Annotated in this window: 17 protein-coding genes; 9 read left to right on the forward strand and 8 right to left on the reverse strand. The window is 38.0% G+C overall.

What is annotated here, in order from left to right; all coding sequences use genetic code 11:
- Positions 1–197: 197 nt before the first annotated feature.
- The 4 genes from AC1Z3T_RS12460 to AC1Z3T_RS12475 all read left to right on the forward strand — a co-directional run bounded on the left by AC1Z3T_RS12460 (position 198) and on the right by AC1Z3T_RS12475 (position 3,563).
- Positions 198–389, forward strand: a complete 192-nt coding sequence (locus AC1Z3T_RS12460; RefSeq protein ID WP_100885002.1) for a hypothetical protein — start codon at positions 198–200, stop codon at positions 387–389.
- A 312-nt stretch (positions 390–701) separates the two neighbouring features.
- Complete coding sequence (locus tag AC1Z3T_RS12465) at positions 702–2,021, forward strand: NCS2 family permease (protein WP_004831186.1); 1,320 nt, start codon at positions 702–704, stop codon at positions 2,019–2,021.
- 119 nt (positions 2,022–2,140) lie between these two features.
- Positions 2,141–3,142 carry an adenosine deaminase gene (locus AC1Z3T_RS12470; RefSeq protein ID WP_004831185.1) on the forward strand — a complete coding sequence of 334 codons (1,002 nt, stop codon included), beginning with the start codon at positions 2,141–2,143 and terminating at the stop codon, positions 3,140–3,142.
- Positions 3,143–3,212: 70 nt separating this feature from the next.
- On the forward strand, positions 3,213–3,563 hold the full coding sequence (locus tag AC1Z3T_RS12475; RefSeq protein ID WP_100885003.1) for a hypothetical protein: 351 nt from the start codon (positions 3,213–3,215) through the stop codon (positions 3,561–3,563).
- A gap of 426 nt (positions 3,564–3,989) precedes the next feature.
- Here the strand turns inward: AC1Z3T_RS12475 and AC1Z3T_RS12480 are convergent, their stop codons facing one another.
- A complete protein-coding gene (locus AC1Z3T_RS12480; RefSeq protein WP_009583912.1) occupies positions 3,990–4,541 on the reverse strand; it encodes a cytochrome b in 552 nt (183 codons plus the stop codon).
- A 221-nt stretch (positions 4,542–4,762) separates the two neighbouring features.
- Between AC1Z3T_RS12480 and AC1Z3T_RS12485 the strand changes: the two genes are divergently transcribed.
- Together AC1Z3T_RS12485 and rnhB are read left to right on the forward strand one after the other, a co-directional pair.
- On the forward strand, positions 4,763–5,143 hold the full coding sequence (locus AC1Z3T_RS12485) for a hypothetical protein (RefSeq protein WP_004831182.1): 381 nt from the start codon (positions 4,763–4,765) through the stop codon (positions 5,141–5,143).
- Positions 5,144–5,200: 57 nt separating this feature from the next.
- Positions 5,201–5,770: a ribonuclease HII gene (gene rnhB, locus AC1Z3T_RS12490; protein ID WP_004831181.1), complete on the forward strand. Its 570-nt coding sequence runs from the start codon at positions 5,201–5,203 to the stop codon at positions 5,768–5,770.
- Positions 5,771–5,850: 80 nt separating this feature from the next.
- On the opposite strand, the gene csrA is transcribed toward rnhB, so the two are convergent.
- The 5 genes from csrA to AC1Z3T_RS12515 all read right to left on the reverse strand — a co-directional run bounded on the left by csrA (position 5,851) and on the right by AC1Z3T_RS12515 (position 12,220).
- The gene (gene csrA, locus AC1Z3T_RS12495; protein WP_004721174.1) at positions 5,851–6,102 is read right to left on the reverse strand and encodes a carbon storage regulator CsrA; all 252 of its coding nucleotides are present in this window, start codon (positions 6,100–6,102) and stop codon (positions 5,851–5,853) included.
- Between the two features lie 243 nt (positions 6,103–6,345).
- Positions 6,346–7,626 (reverse strand): aspartate kinase, encoded by a 1,281-nt coding sequence (locus AC1Z3T_RS12500; protein ID WP_004831179.1) that lies wholly within the window; start codon positions 7,624–7,626, stop codon positions 6,346–6,348.
- A 63-nt stretch (positions 7,627–7,689) separates the two neighbouring features.
- The gene (gene alaS / locus AC1Z3T_RS12505; protein WP_171266128.1) at positions 7,690–10,383 is read right to left on the reverse strand and encodes an alanine--tRNA ligase; all 2,694 of its coding nucleotides are present in this window, start codon (positions 10,381–10,383) and stop codon (positions 7,690–7,692) included.
- A 245-nt stretch (positions 10,384–10,628) separates the two neighbouring features.
- A complete protein-coding gene (locus AC1Z3T_RS12510; protein WP_100885005.1) occupies positions 10,629–11,405 on the reverse strand; it encodes a PA3715 family protein in 777 nt (258 codons plus the stop codon).
- Positions 11,402–12,220, reverse strand: coding sequence for a PA3715 family protein (locus tag AC1Z3T_RS12515; RefSeq protein ID WP_100885006.1), 819 nt, complete (start codon positions 12,218–12,220; stop codon positions 11,402–11,404). Before AC1Z3T_RS12515 ends, AC1Z3T_RS12510 begins: the two co-directional genes overlap by 4 nt.
- A gap of 138 nt (positions 12,221–12,358) precedes the next feature.
- Between AC1Z3T_RS12515 and AC1Z3T_RS12520 the strand changes: the two genes are divergently transcribed.
- Both AC1Z3T_RS12520 and AC1Z3T_RS12525 read left to right on the forward strand, forming a co-directional pair.
- Positions 12,359–13,381 (forward strand): type I glyceraldehyde-3-phosphate dehydrogenase, encoded by a 1,023-nt coding sequence (locus AC1Z3T_RS12520; RefSeq protein WP_005029503.1) that lies wholly within the window; start codon positions 12,359–12,361, stop codon positions 13,379–13,381.
- A gap of 119 nt (positions 13,382–13,500) precedes the next feature.
- A complete protein-coding gene (locus tag AC1Z3T_RS12525; protein ID WP_004831174.1) occupies positions 13,501–13,797 on the forward strand; it encodes a hypothetical protein in 297 nt (98 codons plus the stop codon).
- A gap of 58 nt (positions 13,798–13,855) precedes the next feature.
- On the opposite strand, the gene AC1Z3T_RS12530 is transcribed toward AC1Z3T_RS12525, so the two are convergent.
- Together AC1Z3T_RS12530 and AC1Z3T_RS12535 are read right to left on the reverse strand one after the other, a co-directional pair.
- Positions 13,856–14,155 carry an AzlD family protein gene (locus AC1Z3T_RS12530; RefSeq protein WP_009583918.1) on the reverse strand — a complete coding sequence of 100 codons (300 nt, stop codon included), beginning with the start codon at positions 14,153–14,155 and terminating at the stop codon, positions 13,856–13,858.
- Positions 14,152–14,895 (reverse strand): AzlC family ABC transporter permease, encoded by a 744-nt coding sequence (locus AC1Z3T_RS12535; RefSeq protein WP_005029499.1) that lies wholly within the window; start codon positions 14,893–14,895, stop codon positions 14,152–14,154. The genes AC1Z3T_RS12530 and AC1Z3T_RS12535 overlap by 4 nt, the downstream gene beginning before the upstream one ends.
- 149 nt (positions 14,896–15,044) lie before the next feature.
- On the opposite strand from AC1Z3T_RS12535, the gene AC1Z3T_RS12540 reads away from it, so the two are divergent.
- Positions 15,045–15,506 (forward strand): Lrp/AsnC family transcriptional regulator, encoded by a 462-nt coding sequence (locus AC1Z3T_RS12540; protein WP_483396674.1) that lies wholly within the window; start codon positions 15,045–15,047, stop codon positions 15,504–15,506.
- The last annotated feature ends 7 nt before the right edge of the window (positions 15,507–15,513 follow it).

Here is a 15,513-nt window from a genome sequence, read left to right on the forward strand (position 1 = left end):
AAGTCTAAAATTTAATGTCCTAACCTGAATTTTGCTTTAATTGTTGTCATTTTAGGGTGTTTGGTCCATAAAAATGCACTGTTCAAGTGCGATATTTTAATAAATGCATCTTGATTCATTTTTTTAGATAAAAATGTTATACAAGTCACAAAATATATGTATAATCGCCGAAATTTATCACTTGACATGATTTAAAAATGGTAAAGCTCATAACTTTGACAGTCTTCGCTGGGATTTTATTTCTTGGTTATTTTACCTATGTGGATACGCAACAGAAAAAACAGCAAGAAATGCTGAATATCATTAAAGAAGCAAATTTAACCATTAAAAATGTTGAAGCGAACCCAAATAATCAGCATATTTTAAAGGGCAATCATTCATCCATCTAATCTCAAGAGTGGCTATGCTGATGTTCAAAAATTATCAGATCCGATGAAATGAACGGGGGAGGACGTTCAGTTTGATAAAATTATATAAACAGTATGATATAATTTGCGAAATGTAACCGATCAAGTCCGTTTATACATTCTAGAATATTAAAGCTGCGCATTCGCAGCTTTTTTAATTCAAGTTTTTTATCGGAAATGTCATTTTGGTATGTTTATTGAATGCTTAACTACGGCTAAATTGATGCCATGTATCATTTACTCAATCAACTCGATTTTATCAACGAATAGCTCAAACTTAACAGGGGCTCAACAATGACGAATCCAAATCCTTCAGCGGGTTTGCTCGAACGCTTATTTAAATTAAGTGAAAACAAAACAACGTTTAGAACCGAAATACTTGCAGGTTTAACAACGTTTTTAACGATGTGTTATATCATCATTGTTAATCCATTGATTCTATCTGAGACAGGTATGGATCATGGTGCAGTATTTGTCGCAACATGTTTGGCAGCTGCAATTGGTTGTTTGGTTATGGGGGTGGTAGCGAACTATCCAATTGCGCTTGCACCAGGTATGGGGTTGAATGCGTATTTTACTTATTCAGTCTGCTTGGGAATGGGGGTTGAGTGGCAAACAGCATTGGCTGCTGTATTTGTTTCTGGATTGGTATTCATTGCAATTAGTATGTTTAAGATCCGAGAAGCCATTGTAAATGCCATTCCAATGTCATTGAAGTTTGCAATAGGGGGAGGGATTGGTTTATTCCTTGCGCTGGTTGCATTGAAAAACTCAGGCATTATTGTTGCGAATCAAGCAACGCTGGTTGGTTTAGGTGATTTAAAACAACCGACTGTTTTATTGACTTTGTTAGGCTTTTTCCTCACAGTCATTATGCATCACTATAAAGTTCGTGGTGCAATTATTATCAGCATTTTAGCAGTAACAGGTATTGCGACAGCACTCGGCTTAAACGAGTTTAAGGGTGTTGTGGGTACAATTCCTTCAATTGCGCCAACGTTCATGCAAATGAATTTTGAAAATTTATTTTCAGCAAGTTTGGTAGGCGTTATCTTTGTATTCTTCTTGGTTGATCTTTTTGACTCAACAGGCACATTGGTTGGTGTTTCACATCGTGCAGGTTTGTTAAAAGATGGTAAATTGCCACGTTTGAAAAAAGCATTGTTTGCAGACTCTACTGCAATTGTTGCAGGTGCTGCCTTAGGAACATCTTCAACGACACCTTATATTGAATCATCCGCAGGTGTTGCTGCTGGTGGTCGTACAGGTTTAACTGCTGTTGTTGTGGGTTTATTATTCCTTGCATGTTTATTCCTAGCACCGCTTGCTCAATCTGTTCCTGGTTTTGCAACAGCACCAGCATTATTATTTGTTGGTGTATTGATGATCCAAGGGATCACCAACATTGAATGGGATGACATTACCGAAGCTGTTCCTGCATTTTTGACCATCGTATTTATGCCGTTTGCCTACTCAATTGCAGATGGTATTGCAATGGGATTCATTAGCTATGCTTTGGTTAAACTGTTTACAGGTAAAGCTAAAACTGTACCTTATATGGTGTGGATCATTGCTGTGCTTTGGGTGATTAAATTCGTTGCATTTGGTGGCTAATATCCAGAAATGCGTAGAGGGTGTAAACTCATGTTTGCACCCTTTTTTATTTAATGTGTAGATATAAATCCAAGAGATTTGGATGTTTTGATTTAATTTAAGAAATTTGAGGATATATCGTGAATAGGTTAGAACTCATCCGTGCTTTGCCAAAGGCGGAACTCCATGTACATATTGAAGGCACGTTCGAGCCAGAACTCATGTTTGCGATTGCTCAACGTAATCAGATTGATATTCCTTATAAATCTGTAGAGGAAGTCAAACAGGCATATAACTTCCATAACCTTCAATCATTTCTTGATATTTATTATGCAGGCGCGAATGTACTGGTTAAGGAACAGGATTTCTATGATTTGGCTTGGGCGTATTTTGAGAAATGCGCAGAAGATCATGTGGTACATACCGAAATGTTCTTTGATCCACAAACACATACAGACCGTGGTGTAGCATTTGCAACGGTGATCAACGGTTTACAACGTGCGTGTGATGATGCAAAAGCTAAGCTTGGGATTAGTTCACATTTGATTATGTGTTTCTTGCGCCATCTAAGTGAAGAAGCTGCTTTTGAAACCTTGAAACAGGCACTGCCATTTAAAGATCAAATCATTGGTGTTGGTTTAGATTCAAGTGAAGTAGGGCATCCACCTGCTAAATTCGAACGTGTTTTTGCTAAAGCACGTGAAGCTGGATTTTTGGTTGTTGCACATGCTGGAGAAGAAGGTCCAGCTGAATATGTATGGGAAGCTTTAGATCTACTCAAAGTCAATCGTATAGATCATGGGGTTCGTTCAGAAGAAGATCCTGTACTTATGCAACGTTTAATTGCTGAAAAAATGCCTTTAACGGTTTGCCCACTCAGTAATCTTAAACTATGTGTTGTCAATGATATGGCGCAGCATAATATCCAGCGCTTATTAGAGCAGGGCGTTCATGTGACTGTAAATTCAGATGATCCATCTTATTTTGGTGGATATATGAATGATAACTTTATATCAATTGCAGAAGCTTTGGATTTATCGACACAAGAATTAAAACAATTGGCAAAAAACTCATTTGATGCTGCTTTTATTTCTGCTGAAGAAAAGCAAAATTGGAATCATCAAATAGATGCATTAAGCTAAGTCAAGGTATATCCTAGCTATATTAAAAAACAGTGTGTGAGCACTGTTTTTTTTTCATGAGGAAAATGATTTGAAACTTTTAACCGCATTGATGTTGATTTTACCCATCACGGTTGCTTGTGCGGATTCCAATAAAAGCATGACGCAAAAAATGTTTAAGCCTTTGATAGAATTGCAATGTGCCAATGAATTAAAATCTTCAAAAATTTGGCAAGCTTCGGCTTTTCTATGGTCGAGCACTCAGCAAAACCAAGCGCAGGAGAAAATCTGTGCTTGCGTCAGCGATAATGCTTTAAATGATATTCCTGCTACAGAATTGCTTAAGTCGACCGTGAGCGAGTCGGCTAAAGACAGCTTGGTTCAAAAGGCGGTTATGAATAGTTTAAAAGGTTGTGCAAAAGAAGCTTTAAATTATAGATGATATAGTCAATCTGTTGAAAAATTCATACAGTAGAATATCATTTCTGTTGATCAATAAAATTAAAGCGATCAATATATTGTTTGATGATATAAAGCTTGCACAGCCACGCTTTAGCTCTAAAGTTTAAATTGTTTTGCGTAGGCGATACTTTACTTTTCAGAGATGAAAAGTAACAAAAATCTTCCGTTGAGCAAGGGGTACATCCTAATACCCCCGCTCAACATGGCGACATCCATGTCGCCACGTGATAGCAAGACTGTTTATGATTCAAAAGTACAAAATAAATGAATCATCCAAATCACTTGTATGAATAATCAGGCGGTTTTACTAGATGTCCTGTCCTAAAATAAATTTAAAAAAAGCACATCATTTAGATGTGCTTTTAAGTGCAAACAATTTTAATCTCAAATCGTTGTATCTTGAGATTTAGCCCTGACGAGTCATGCTTTTTAAAACATTATCTTTATCAATAAAATGGTGTTTAAGCGCTGCAAGAATATGCCCGACCAGTAATAGCCCAGCTGCCCATGAAATATAAATATGCAGTGGTTTTACAATCGCAGTTAAATCAGGATTGTCTTGAACCAGTCTTGGAATCTCAAACAGATATAATACAGGAACAGGATGACCAGCACTCCAGCTAAATAAACAGCCTGTGATCGGTAAAGCCAAAAGCATGAAATAAAGACCGAGATGTCCCAAGTGAGCCAAAGTTTTCATCAAGGGAGACATGGTTGCTGGGAGTTCTGGCACTGGGTGTGTATAACGCCAAAAAATTCGAATAATCACCAAAAAGATAATCACTGAAGCGATATTTTTGTGCAAGGTGATAACATCGCCTTTGAATGGACCATCGACATCATAGCTTAAAAAATTACCACTATAAAAACCAATCACCCACGCGGTGATAAAAATGACTGCCATGACCCAATGTAACCACTGTGCCGTCCTTGTATAGTATTGTGATTTTTGTTGCATGTTACATATTCCAATTTAATTTGATGCCTATGATATGGATTTTTACTACGGAAATCAGTTCCAAAAATTCAACGGATTGTTTTAAATTTGCAACGCTTAATGCAGAAAATGAGAAATAATTATCCATTTAATGGCAGAGCACAAGATTATTAGAATTTTTAGTTTAATCTCACTATAAGTTTAGGCAAAATATATTCTTTATTCGATAAACTGGAAAAATTGTGAAAAAAACTGCTGCCTTTATTGCACCTTTGATCTTGGCTTTGACTGCTTGTGCGACAACGGATTCAATGGATCCTACTGCAGCAGGGACAACGACACAGCAATTAGGTGCTGTAGCGATGAAAATTGCGATTAATGCAAAATGCACGACAGAATTAGAAAACTTACCTGCATGGAAAGTGGCAACACGAGTGATGACTGCTGAACAAAAAAGCAATGTTCAAAGCCAAATTTGTGGTTGTGTGAGTGAGAAAGCACCACAAAGTGTCTCTGCTGTAGACTTAGCAACAGCGGCACTAGATCCTCAGGCACGTGCAACGATTGTTTCCAATGCAGTAACAAAAACAATTAATGCCTGTGTTGCTGAAGCAATGAAATAATTGCCTAGAATTGTTTAAGGCTTTAATGATTTAGGTATGGATTTGATAGGAAAGACGATGTTAGTTGCTGGAGTTGATGAAGCGGGCAGAGGTCCATTGGTTGGATCTGTTGTTGCTGCAGCTGTTATTTTAGATCCAAATAATCCGATAGAAGGATTAAATGATTCAAAAAAACTGACTGAAAAGAAACGTGAAAAGTTGTTTATTGAGATTAAAGAAAAAGCACTTGCTTGGGCGATAGCTGAAGCAACACATCAAGAAATTGATGAGTTCAACATCTTACAAGCTTCATTGTTGGCAATGCGACGCGCTGTAGAAGCATTAAAGCTTGTTCCTGAGCATGTATTGGTTGATGGGAACAAAGTTCCGAAAGGCTTAAACATGAGCTGTGATGCTGTGGTAGGAGGTGATGCGTTACATGCTGAAATCAGTGCTGCCAGTATTTTGGCAAAAGTGACCCGTGATCATGAAATGGTAGATTTAGACAAGCAATATCCGCAATTTGGTTTTGCAAAGCATAAAGGCTATCCAACAAAGGCACATTTTGATGCTATTGCAGAACATGGGGTTATTGATCAACACCGACGTAGTTATTCACCAGTAAAAAAAGCTTTAGGTCTTGAATAAGCACAAAGTTTTTTACCAGTGGTTCAAATAAATTTAAAGCGGCTATATAAGCCGCTTTATATTTCAAAACATTTATAATCTTAACGATTATATGTGTTTTGCGAATTATCATCTTCAAAAGAAGGTTGATAATCTTGATCAATATGTTGCAAATGTTCGTGCATAGCACGTTCATGTTGAATACGTTGATAAATTTCTTCGCGATGTACAGAAACTTCTTTTGGTGCATTCACACCAATACGAACTTGATTGCCTTTAACACCAAGCACAGTAACACTGACTTGATCCCCAATCATCAAAGTTTCTCCGACACGGCGGGTCAGAATCAGCATGTTTATCTCCTTGCTTAAACGCTAAACCTGCGATGAATTTCTACAAAAATAGAAAACACAACTTTAAATAGCACCGATAATTTTAACAGAATAATGTGACAAGTTTTTCACTTTCTCACTCCTCCGTTGAAATTTTTTAAAACCTCAAAAACTAATATAACAGAGCCACTATAGAAAACACTATAGTGGCTCTGATTTTTTCTTGGTCAAAACAGCGAATAAGTTGCTATATTTGATCAAAAATTACGCACGTGCGCTTGATTCGCCATGTTCACGGTCTAAACCGAACGCTGTATGAAGAGAACGTACCGCAAGTTCAAGATAATTTTCTTCAATAATCACAGAAATTTTAATTTCAGAAGTCGAGATCATTAAAATATTGATCCCTTCATCTGCAAGTGCTGTAAACATTTTACTCGCAACACCTGCATGTGAACGCATACCGACGCCAACGATAGAAACCTTGACGATATCATCACGTGTTGCAACTTCACGTGCGCCAATTGCTGTTGCAGTTTCTTCTAAAATCGCTTTGGCTTTTTTAAGTTCGCCACGATTTACTGTAAATGTGAAATCAGTCGTACCATCTTCTTCAACGTTTTGGATAATCATATCCACTTCAACGTTTGCAGCACCAACAGGCGATAAAATTTTTGAAGCAATACCTGGTTCATCAGGTACACCTAAAATTGTTAATTTAGCTTCGTCACGGTTAAATGCGATACCAGAAATAATTGGCTGTTCCATACTGTCTTCCGCTTCAGTGGTGATTAGTGTTCCGACATTCTTTTTAAAGTCTTCGTCGAATGCGCCATCATTGTCATTATCAAAGCTTGATAACACGCGTAAAGGCACTTGGTATTTACCTGCAAATTCAACTGAGCGAATTTGTAGAACTTTAGAACCAAGAGATGCCATTTCAAGCATTTCTTCAAATGAAATGCGATCAACTTTTTTGGCTTTAGGTGCAACACGTGGGTCAGTGGTATATACACCATCAACATCAGTATAAATTTGACACTCGTCTGCTTTCAAGGCAGCTGCCAATGCAACGCCAGATGTATCTGAACCACCACGACCTAAAGTTGTTGTATTACCATCAGCATCAAAACCTTGGAAGCCAGCAACAACAATGACACGACCAGCATCTAAGTGACCGGTCATTACATCAGTATCAATCGCTTCAATACGTGCTTTGGTAAATGCGCTGTCGGTTTTAATCCCAACTTGGCGACCTGTAAGTGACTTAGCTTCAACACCAATTGAATTGAGCGCCATTGCTAACATTGAAATCGTTACCTGTTCACCCGTTGACACCATTTGGTCTAATTCACGAGGATCAGGGGTTTCGGTAATGGCTTTCGCTAAAGCTAATAAGCGGTTGGTTTCACCACTCATTGCTGATACAACCACTACAACCTTGTGGCCGTGGTCATGCCAACGCTTTACACGACGAGCAACATTTAAAATGCGCTCGGGAGTACCCATAGAAGTACCGCCATATTTTTGAACGATTAATGCCATAGTTGTTCCATATAAGCCATGACTCTAATTGGCATTAGAGTCAGTTACACAAAAGGTGAAGTTTTATTTTTGAGCAAGCCATGCAGTTAAATCTGTCATCACTTGTTCAAACTTCTCGTTTAGTGGCGCGCCACCTTGTGCTAAGTCAGGTTTACCACCACCTTTACCACCAAGCTCAGTTGCTAAGTGTTTGATGATGTCACCTGCTTTTAGATTTGCAGTGAAATCTTTAGCTACAGATGCGATCAGGCTCACTTTGTCACCTTCAACACCTGCAAGCACGATTACTGCATTCTCTAATTTAGATTTGACACTGTCATGAAGATGGCGAACTGACTTCGCATCTTGTCCTTGAACTGTGGCAATAAGTGTTTGACGACCAGCAATTTCTGTAACTTGATTGATCAAGTCAGAAGCTTGGAAGTTCGCCAATTTTTGATTCAATTGTTCGATTTGTTTTTGCAGTTGATGCGCATTTTCAACCGCTGCTTCAACTTTCTCAACAGTTTGGTCTTTTTGGGCTTTCAGTAGATCATTGATATATAAAATATCGGCATCTACTTTTTGTACTACTTCCAGTGCTTTCGTGCCTGTGACAGCTTCAATACGACGTACACCCGCAGCAACACCACCTTCAGAAGTGATTTTGAATAAACCAATATCACCTGTACGTTTTACATGGATACCACCACACAGCTCGATCGAGAAATTTTTCTCATCTTTTAGTGAGCCCATAGACAGTACACGAACTTCATCACCATACTTTTCACCAAACAACATCATTGCGCCTTTATCTTTGGCTGCTTCGATGCCGAGAAGTTCTGTAGATACAGCAGTATTGGCAATAATTTCAAGGTTCACTAAACGTTCAACTTGTTGCAGTTGTTCGAAGCTCACAGGTTGGTCATTGGCAAAGTCAAAACGTAAAAGATCAGAGGCAACCAATGAACCTTTTTGCTGAACATGTTCACCTAAAATTTGACGTAATGCAGCATGTAAAAGGTGAGTGGCAGAGTGGTTACGTGCAGTCGCGTCACGGATGTCAGCTTTTACAATAGCTTCAACGCTCTGTGTTGCTTTTAGACTGCCTACAGTGACAATACCTTGATGAACAAATGCATTACCTGATTTTTTGGTATCTTGAACTTCAAAAATACCGGTTTCATTTTTGAAGATACCTGTGTCACCAATTTGACCACCGCTTTCTGCATAGAATGGTGTTTGGTTCAGCACGATCAATGCTTCATCACCTTCAACGATTTCGTCAACTTGAACACCATCTTTATAGATCGCAACAATTTGTCCCTGACCCTGAGTTGCGTCATAGCCGTCAAACTGAGTTTCGCTATCTACTTTTACAATGCTGTTGTAATCAACTGCAAATTTGCCTGCTTCACGTGCACGTTGACGCTGTGCAGCCATTTCAATTTCAAAACCTGCTTCATCAATTTCGAGTTCACGTTCACGTGCAATATCGGCAGTTAAGTCAGTTGGGAAGCCATAAGTATCGTAAAGTTTAAAGACAGTCTCACCTGGGATAATTTTACCTTTCAGGTTTGCTAATTCACCTTCAAGTAATTTCAAACCTTGTTCAAGTGTTTTTGCAAACAACTCTTCTTCACGAATCAAAGCATTTTCAATGACTTGACGACGCTCAACCAATTCAGGATAAGCTTCACCCATCACATCAATGAGTGGTTGCAACATTTTGTAGAAGAAAGTACCGGTTGCGCCCATTTTATTACCATGGCGTACAGCACGACGAATAATACGACGTAACACATAACCACGTCCTTCATTGGATGGATTTACACCATCAGCAATCAAGAAACAGCATGAACGTGCATGATCTGCAACAACTTTAAGCGAAGCTGGGTATTCAATTGGTTTATTTTGAGTCTGAGCCTCAGCTTGAGCTTGGCTCATATCTACGCCGATGATTTCAGCTGCAGATTTCAATAAGTTTTGGAACAAGTCAATTTCGTAGTTTGAATTGACGTGTTGTAAAACAGCAGAAATACGCTCTAAGCCCATACCTGTATCGACAGATGGCGCAGGAAGATTGTGCAAGACGCCATCAGCAGTACGGTTAAACTGCATAAAGACGTTATTCCAAATTTCGATAAAACGGTCACCGTCTTCTTCAGGTGTGCCAGGTAAGCCACCCCAGATATGATCGCCATGATCAAAGAAAATTTCAGAGCAAGGACCACAAGGACCTGTATCACCCATCGCCCAGAAGTTATCAGATGCGTATTTCTCGCCTTTATTGTCACCAATACGGATGATACGGCTAGCATCTAGACCGATTTCTTTGTTCCAAATATCAAAAGCTTCGTCATCTGTATGATAAACAGTGGCATAGAGTTTGTCTTTTGGAAGTGCTAACCATTCTTCACCTGTTAGGAAATCCCAAGCAAAACGAATAGCATCATGCTTAAAGTAATCACCAAAAGAAAAGTTACCTAACATTTCAAAGAAAGTGTGGTGACGTGCTGTATAACCCACATTATCCAAGTCGTTATGCTTACCACCAGCACGGACACATTTTTGTGAAGTTGTTGCACGAACATAGTCGCGTTTTTCTAGACCAAGGAAACAATCCTTAAACTGATTCATGCCTGCATTGGTAAACAGCAGAGTAGGGTCATTGGCGGGTACAAGTGAGCTCGACGCGACACGTGTATGTCCTTGCGATTCAAAGTAACGCAAAAATGCTTCACGTATTTCAGCAGTAGTCATAAAACGAGTACTCACAACCAAGTCACTCCTCAATTTTCATATTGGCTAAAAGTGTGTCACTGAGTCTAATTTTATTGCTCAGTCTGCACACAGGCTTAATTTTTAAAAACGCCAAAGTATAACGGAAAATACACGCTCCACCAATGATTTTAAGGTGAATTATTGGTTTTTCTATACAATTGCGACTTTGGTCCAAATAGGTTTTAAATTCTACAAAATTTAAAATACCCCTACATTGTCATTACAACATTTAACGCAAATTAAAAAGGATCAATACTTAAAAAGTTATGATGCTGAAATTTATATACTTGACCATTAAATTTAAGCGTTTGTTGTTGCTTATATTGTTTTTTCACCGAAGTACAGGTTTTGTAGTTAGTTTTGGTCTGATTTTTAGTTTCTTTTAAAATGATGTCCTGTAAGCCATGTGTAGTTTTATTTGAAAGAACCAGAATGCGCCTGACTTCTGAATTGCTATTTTCAGGGCAGTTTCCAATTCGTTCATCACCGCTATCATTCATGCTGATGCCCCCGATTTCTTTGATGGGGAGTTTAGGATTAACTTTAAATAAAGTTAAATTACTGTGACTATAAGTGAAACCACCTCGATGCGACGATAAAGTTTCAATACCCACGATATCAATATCATTTAATGTTGAAAAACGGGTGGTATGTAGCTGTGCACCATCATAATGATCGGCATCTGAGTAAAAGGTTTCTGGTGCTTTATACTTTTGCAGAATTTTATGCTGTGAAGAATCAATTAGATATAAATTTAGATCATGTTCCATGTCATCATAAGATTTATAATCAATTGGCTGGCTAATGGCGATTAAGTGAATTCTTTGCGCATTGTCTAAATTGATACAGCTTTGATATGTTTTTGCATCTGTATTGGCAAAACGCTGATTGACCAATTTAAATTGGTCAATCAATTGTTGTTGCTGTTGTTCTGAGCAACGTTGATAGGGAGCTGCAAATAAGTTTCCTGAAATGTAAACCAATGCCATGCCAAGGTAAATCTGTAATATTTTCATAGACTCATCTCTAAAAATTTAAGATGTTTAAAACGATATTCTTTACCATCAAATTTCATGATATGACGTTGCTTTTTGACAATACGATGGGTACTACAATTTTTTTCGTCAAGTGTTATGCGCTCTGTTTTTTCAGTGAGTTGAATATCTGCTAAACCGTGACTGTTTTGTTTTAATGGGTGAAGTAATATTTGAGTCTCGATTTGTTGATTATTTTCACACATAGACGGTCTTTCGCTAGCTGAGTAATTCGTCATAAATTTATCTAAAACCAATTGCAGTTGGTGATTGTTGATTTTGAATAACTTTATTTCACGTATTGTTTTGTCGATCCTGCCTAAATGCTTGTAGGTTAAAGCCAGACCAATAACGGGTGTTGCATAGTCTGTAGAAAAGTGATGAATATCAAATTGTGAGTTTTCATACTGACCGATATCTGAAGTAATCTTCATTGGATAATGATAGTGATTTAGAATTTTTTCAGATGTATTGTCAATTAAGTAAAGATTTAAGTCGTAATCTGGATACCCAGACGACAGAGGAAGTGGTTGACTAACTGCGATCAATTGCAGATTTTGATCCAGCTCGATACAGGTCTCAAATGTTGGGTAGCGTGTATCACTGTGTTGTGATGAAATTAGGTTAAGTTGATCAAGTAATTGCTGAGTCTGTGTTTCGCTGCATCGAGAATAAGTATTTTGAACATTCATTTGTTGGGCATAACTGAAAGGAATCAATATAAAAATACATATTGCAATACAGCAAAAATAGAACAAACATCGCATAAAAGTCATGGTGAGCAAAGATGAATACATTTTTTTATCCACTGATGTTTTTAAATTCTATTGTTTTCGAAATTTTTCTTGCTAAAGTCAGCTATATATTAACAGTAGTGACCATAAATCTTATACCATATAACTGATTATGGTAGTTTGGCTGTAAAAGGACATCTGATGCAACGTGTGGCAATAAACGGATTCGGGCGGATTGGGCGAAATGTATTAAGAGCTTGGTTTGAAAATCCGAAGAACTTTCATTTTGAAATTGTTGCCATCAATGATATCGCAGACGTTGAAACATTGGTTCATTTATTTAAATATGACACCACTCACGGACGTTTCGATGGTGCAGTCAATATTGTTGAAGAAAATGGACAGCTTTATATGTCTATTGATGCTCGTCAGATAAAACTTAAAGTTCTGATTTTAAGACAAGAAAATCCAGCACTGCTACCTTGGAAAGAATTGGATATTAATGTTGTTTTAGAGTGTACGGGTCTATTTCGTTCTAGAGCGGCTGCAACACAGCATTTAATTGCTGGAGCTAAGCGTGTCATTGTTGGTGCTGCACCATTTGATACTGTTGATGCTGCAATCGTATATGGTGTTAATCACCATGAAGTAAAAGCCTCTGACCAAATCATTTCCAGTGTGTCTTGTACCACACAGGCGTTGGTGCCATTGGTCAAAATTATTGATGATGCTTTTGGTATAGAAAGTGCCTTGATGACAGAAATTCACGCGGTTACAGCGGATCAATCGGTATTGGATCATGCTCATCGTGATTTGCGTCGTGCTAGAGCTTCAGGTCAAAACATTATTCCAACCACATCTTCAGCGCTGGGTGCATTGAAGCAAGTCATGCCAAAAATGGAAAATCGAATTGATGGTTTTTCAATTCGGGTACCGACCATTAATGTGGCTGCAATTGATTTAAGCTTTGTTGCAAAGTCAGCGATGACGACTCATTTGATTAATCAAACTTTGGTTCAAGCTGCAAAATATGATTATGCGGAAATTATGTCCGTGACAGATGAACTATTGGTTTCTAGTGATTTTAATCATTCACCTTATTCATTGATTGTTGATCTCACCCAAACACTTGTTGTAGGACAGCAGGCTAAGGTTTTTGCTTGGTATGATAATGAATGGGGCTATGCGAATCGCTTGCTTGATCTGTGTGAATCATTCTATTGAACATTCACTGATGCGTGTGTGATAACAATGCATGCAACACGATGAGAATTCATCACTTTTAACGTGCTGAAATAAAGATAAAATAATGATAGATCGCATCTTATAATTGGGGAATGATGATGTTTTTTATGTATATCACTTTGGTGATTGTCTATTTGGCAATTATTTTTATGGTTTGGCAAATGGGGAAGTTGAATAAGCAAAATATCACTTTAATTGAGCGAACCAATCACCAAGAACATTTGATTCAATCACAGGAGAATCATCTTAAACAAACATTACAAATTATGCAGGATTTAGCAAAAAAGATGCATGTACAACAAGAGGTCTTGGACAATACCTCAAATCGCTTGACTCAAGTTGAGTTTCAAAATGCTGAACTGATTAAAATACTTCAACAAAGTAAACAGCCTTAATTTGCTCAAGAACGTAGAGATGGATGGGCAAATCATGCTCTCAAACAGTTGAGATACTTTATGCGATCAAGTATCTCAACATCGCTGTGGCGACAATACTGATCATTACAGTAGGAAGTAAAGACAAATAACAAGCAGCCAGTATGGTCACGGCAATTGCAACTAAATTCGCTGGATGATCAGAAACAAAATATGGTGCGATGACAGAAACAAGTACGCAACCTGGAATGACTTGCAAAATCCGTGTGGTTCTTTTGCTGAGCTGTCGATTTTTTAACACCAAATAGCCTAAAACTCTGGTTGAATATGTGGTCAATCCAACGCATAGAATCGCGATAAAGGTGGTCATATGAATCATTCTTCATCTCCAATAAACAAGAAGGCAGCAATAATTCCTGAAATAGAACCCACCAAAACGTACCATCCTTTGGGTAAAAAGTAATAAGCCAAAGCGGCAGCGATGAGGCTAACCAACCAAGGTAATGCGGGTTTAAAGCCTTTCCACATTCCACGTAAAAGCACTAAGCATACAGCCGGAAAAGCCATGTCAAAACCAAATTTGGTAACATCTCCAAGAAAAGAGCCAATACCAACGCCAAGCGTGGTGAAGCTAACCCACATAACATAAAGTGCAAAGCAGAGTCCGATATAAAAGAACACACTAAAGCCTGCATAGGGATTTCGTGGATTTTGTTTGTGGGCATCGGTAATGCTTAAAGCCCAACTTTCATCACACATAAAAAATAACAAAGGCAATGCTTTACGGTTGGGCAAGTGTCGAATATAAGGTGCTAAACTAGCGCCCATTAAAATATGGCGACTATTCACCAAAAACGTGATTAAGATCAGAAAAAGAAGTTGTGGTGGTTGGGTCCATACTTCAATAATGGCAAATTCTGAACCACCCGCAAAATTAAGTCCTGTAAGTAGAGGGACTTCTAAAGCAGAGAAACCTTTTTGAGCAGCTTGAGTTCCCAGTACCAAGGCAAAAGGGATAATCCCTAATAACATCGGAATGGATGTTTTAAGACCGCGTAAAAATTCTCTGAAATCAATAGAATCATTCAGTTCTGCTGCGGCGTTTTTAAAACTTAACATGAGAAGCTCAAAGTCGAAAATACGGTGTTTGTTTATTTTATGCCACTTGATAGGCTATTTTTCTCTAAATTTTCTGCTTGTAAAATTTATTTTGCAATAATATTGCTGAAATATGTTATTTTTTAAATTTATATACTAAGACTGGTTTTATGAAATTAGACCAAATAGATCGTCGTATTTTGCGCGGTTTACAGCAAAACGGTAAGTTGCAGAATAATGAGTTAGCCGAGCAGATCGGATTATCCGCTTCCCCATGTTTAAGACGAGTCAAACAACTTGAAGATGAAGGGATCATTGACCGATATGTGGCTTTGGTAAACCCGCAAAAAGTCAATCTCGGTTTGACGGTGTTTGCTCGAATTTGGTTGAAAAGTCAGGATGAGCAAACCGTAAACCGTTTTATCGATTCGATTATGAATATTCCTCAGATCGTAGAGTGCCAATTGATGGCAGGCGATTGTGATTTTTTCTTACGTATCGTTGTTTCTGATTTAGAAGCTTATCGAAAGTTTCAAATCAATCATCTTAATAAAATATCAGGAATTCAGAATGTAAAAACTGAAATCCCTTTGCAAAAAATCAAACTAACCACGACTTTGCCATTGGATTAGTACGAGT

It is taken from the genome of Acinetobacter sp. B-6 (assembly GCF_056930735.1).

What these genes read in the sequence shown, in the direction of transcription:
- AC1Z3T_RS12460 (WP_100885002.1), top strand. Translation starts at nt 198, where the DNA reads ATGGTAAAGCTCATAACTTTGACAGTCTTCGCTGGGATTTTATTTCTT.
- AC1Z3T_RS12465 (WP_004831186.1), top strand. Translation starts at nt 702, where the DNA reads ATGACGAATCCAAATCCTTCAGCGGGTTTGCTCGAACGCTTATTTAAA.
- AC1Z3T_RS12480 (WP_009583912.1), bottom strand. Translation starts at nt 4,541, where the DNA reads ATGCAACAAAAATCACAATACTATACAAGGACGGCACAGTGGTTACAT.
- rnhB (WP_004831181.1), top strand. Translation starts at nt 5,201, where the DNA reads ATGTTAGTTGCTGGAGTTGATGAAGCGGGCAGAGGTCCATTGGTTGGA.
- csrA (WP_004721174.1), bottom strand. Translation starts at nt 6,102, where the DNA reads ATGCTGATTCTGACCCGCCGTGTCGGAGAAACTTTGATGATTGGGGAT.
- AC1Z3T_RS12500 (WP_004831179.1), bottom strand. Translation starts at nt 7,626, where the DNA reads ATGGCATTAATCGTTCAAAAATATGGCGGTACTTCTATGGGTACTCCC.
- AC1Z3T_RS12510 (WP_100885005.1), bottom strand. Translation starts at nt 11,405, where the DNA reads ATGAAAATATTACAGATTTACCTTGGCATGGCATTGGTTTACATTTCA.
- AC1Z3T_RS12515 (WP_100885006.1), bottom strand. Translation starts at nt 12,220, where the DNA reads ATGTATTCATCTTTGCTCACCATGACTTTTATGCGATGTTTGTTCTAT.
- AC1Z3T_RS12520 (WP_005029503.1), top strand. Translation starts at nt 12,359, where the DNA reads ATGCAACGTGTGGCAATAAACGGATTCGGGCGGATTGGGCGAAATGTA.
- AC1Z3T_RS12525 (WP_004831174.1), top strand. Translation starts at nt 13,501, where the DNA reads ATGTTTTTTATGTATATCACTTTGGTGATTGTCTATTTGGCAATTATT.
- AC1Z3T_RS12530 (WP_009583918.1), bottom strand. Translation starts at nt 14,155, where the DNA reads ATGATTCATATGACCACCTTTATCGCGATTCTATGCGTTGGATTGACC.
- AC1Z3T_RS12535 (WP_005029499.1), bottom strand. Translation starts at nt 14,895, where the DNA reads ATGTTAAGTTTTAAAAACGCCGCAGCAGAACTGAATGATTCTATTGAT.
- AC1Z3T_RS12540 (WP_483396674.1), top strand. Translation starts at nt 15,045, where the DNA reads ATGAAATTAGACCAAATAGATCGTCGTATTTTGCGCGGTTTACAGCAA.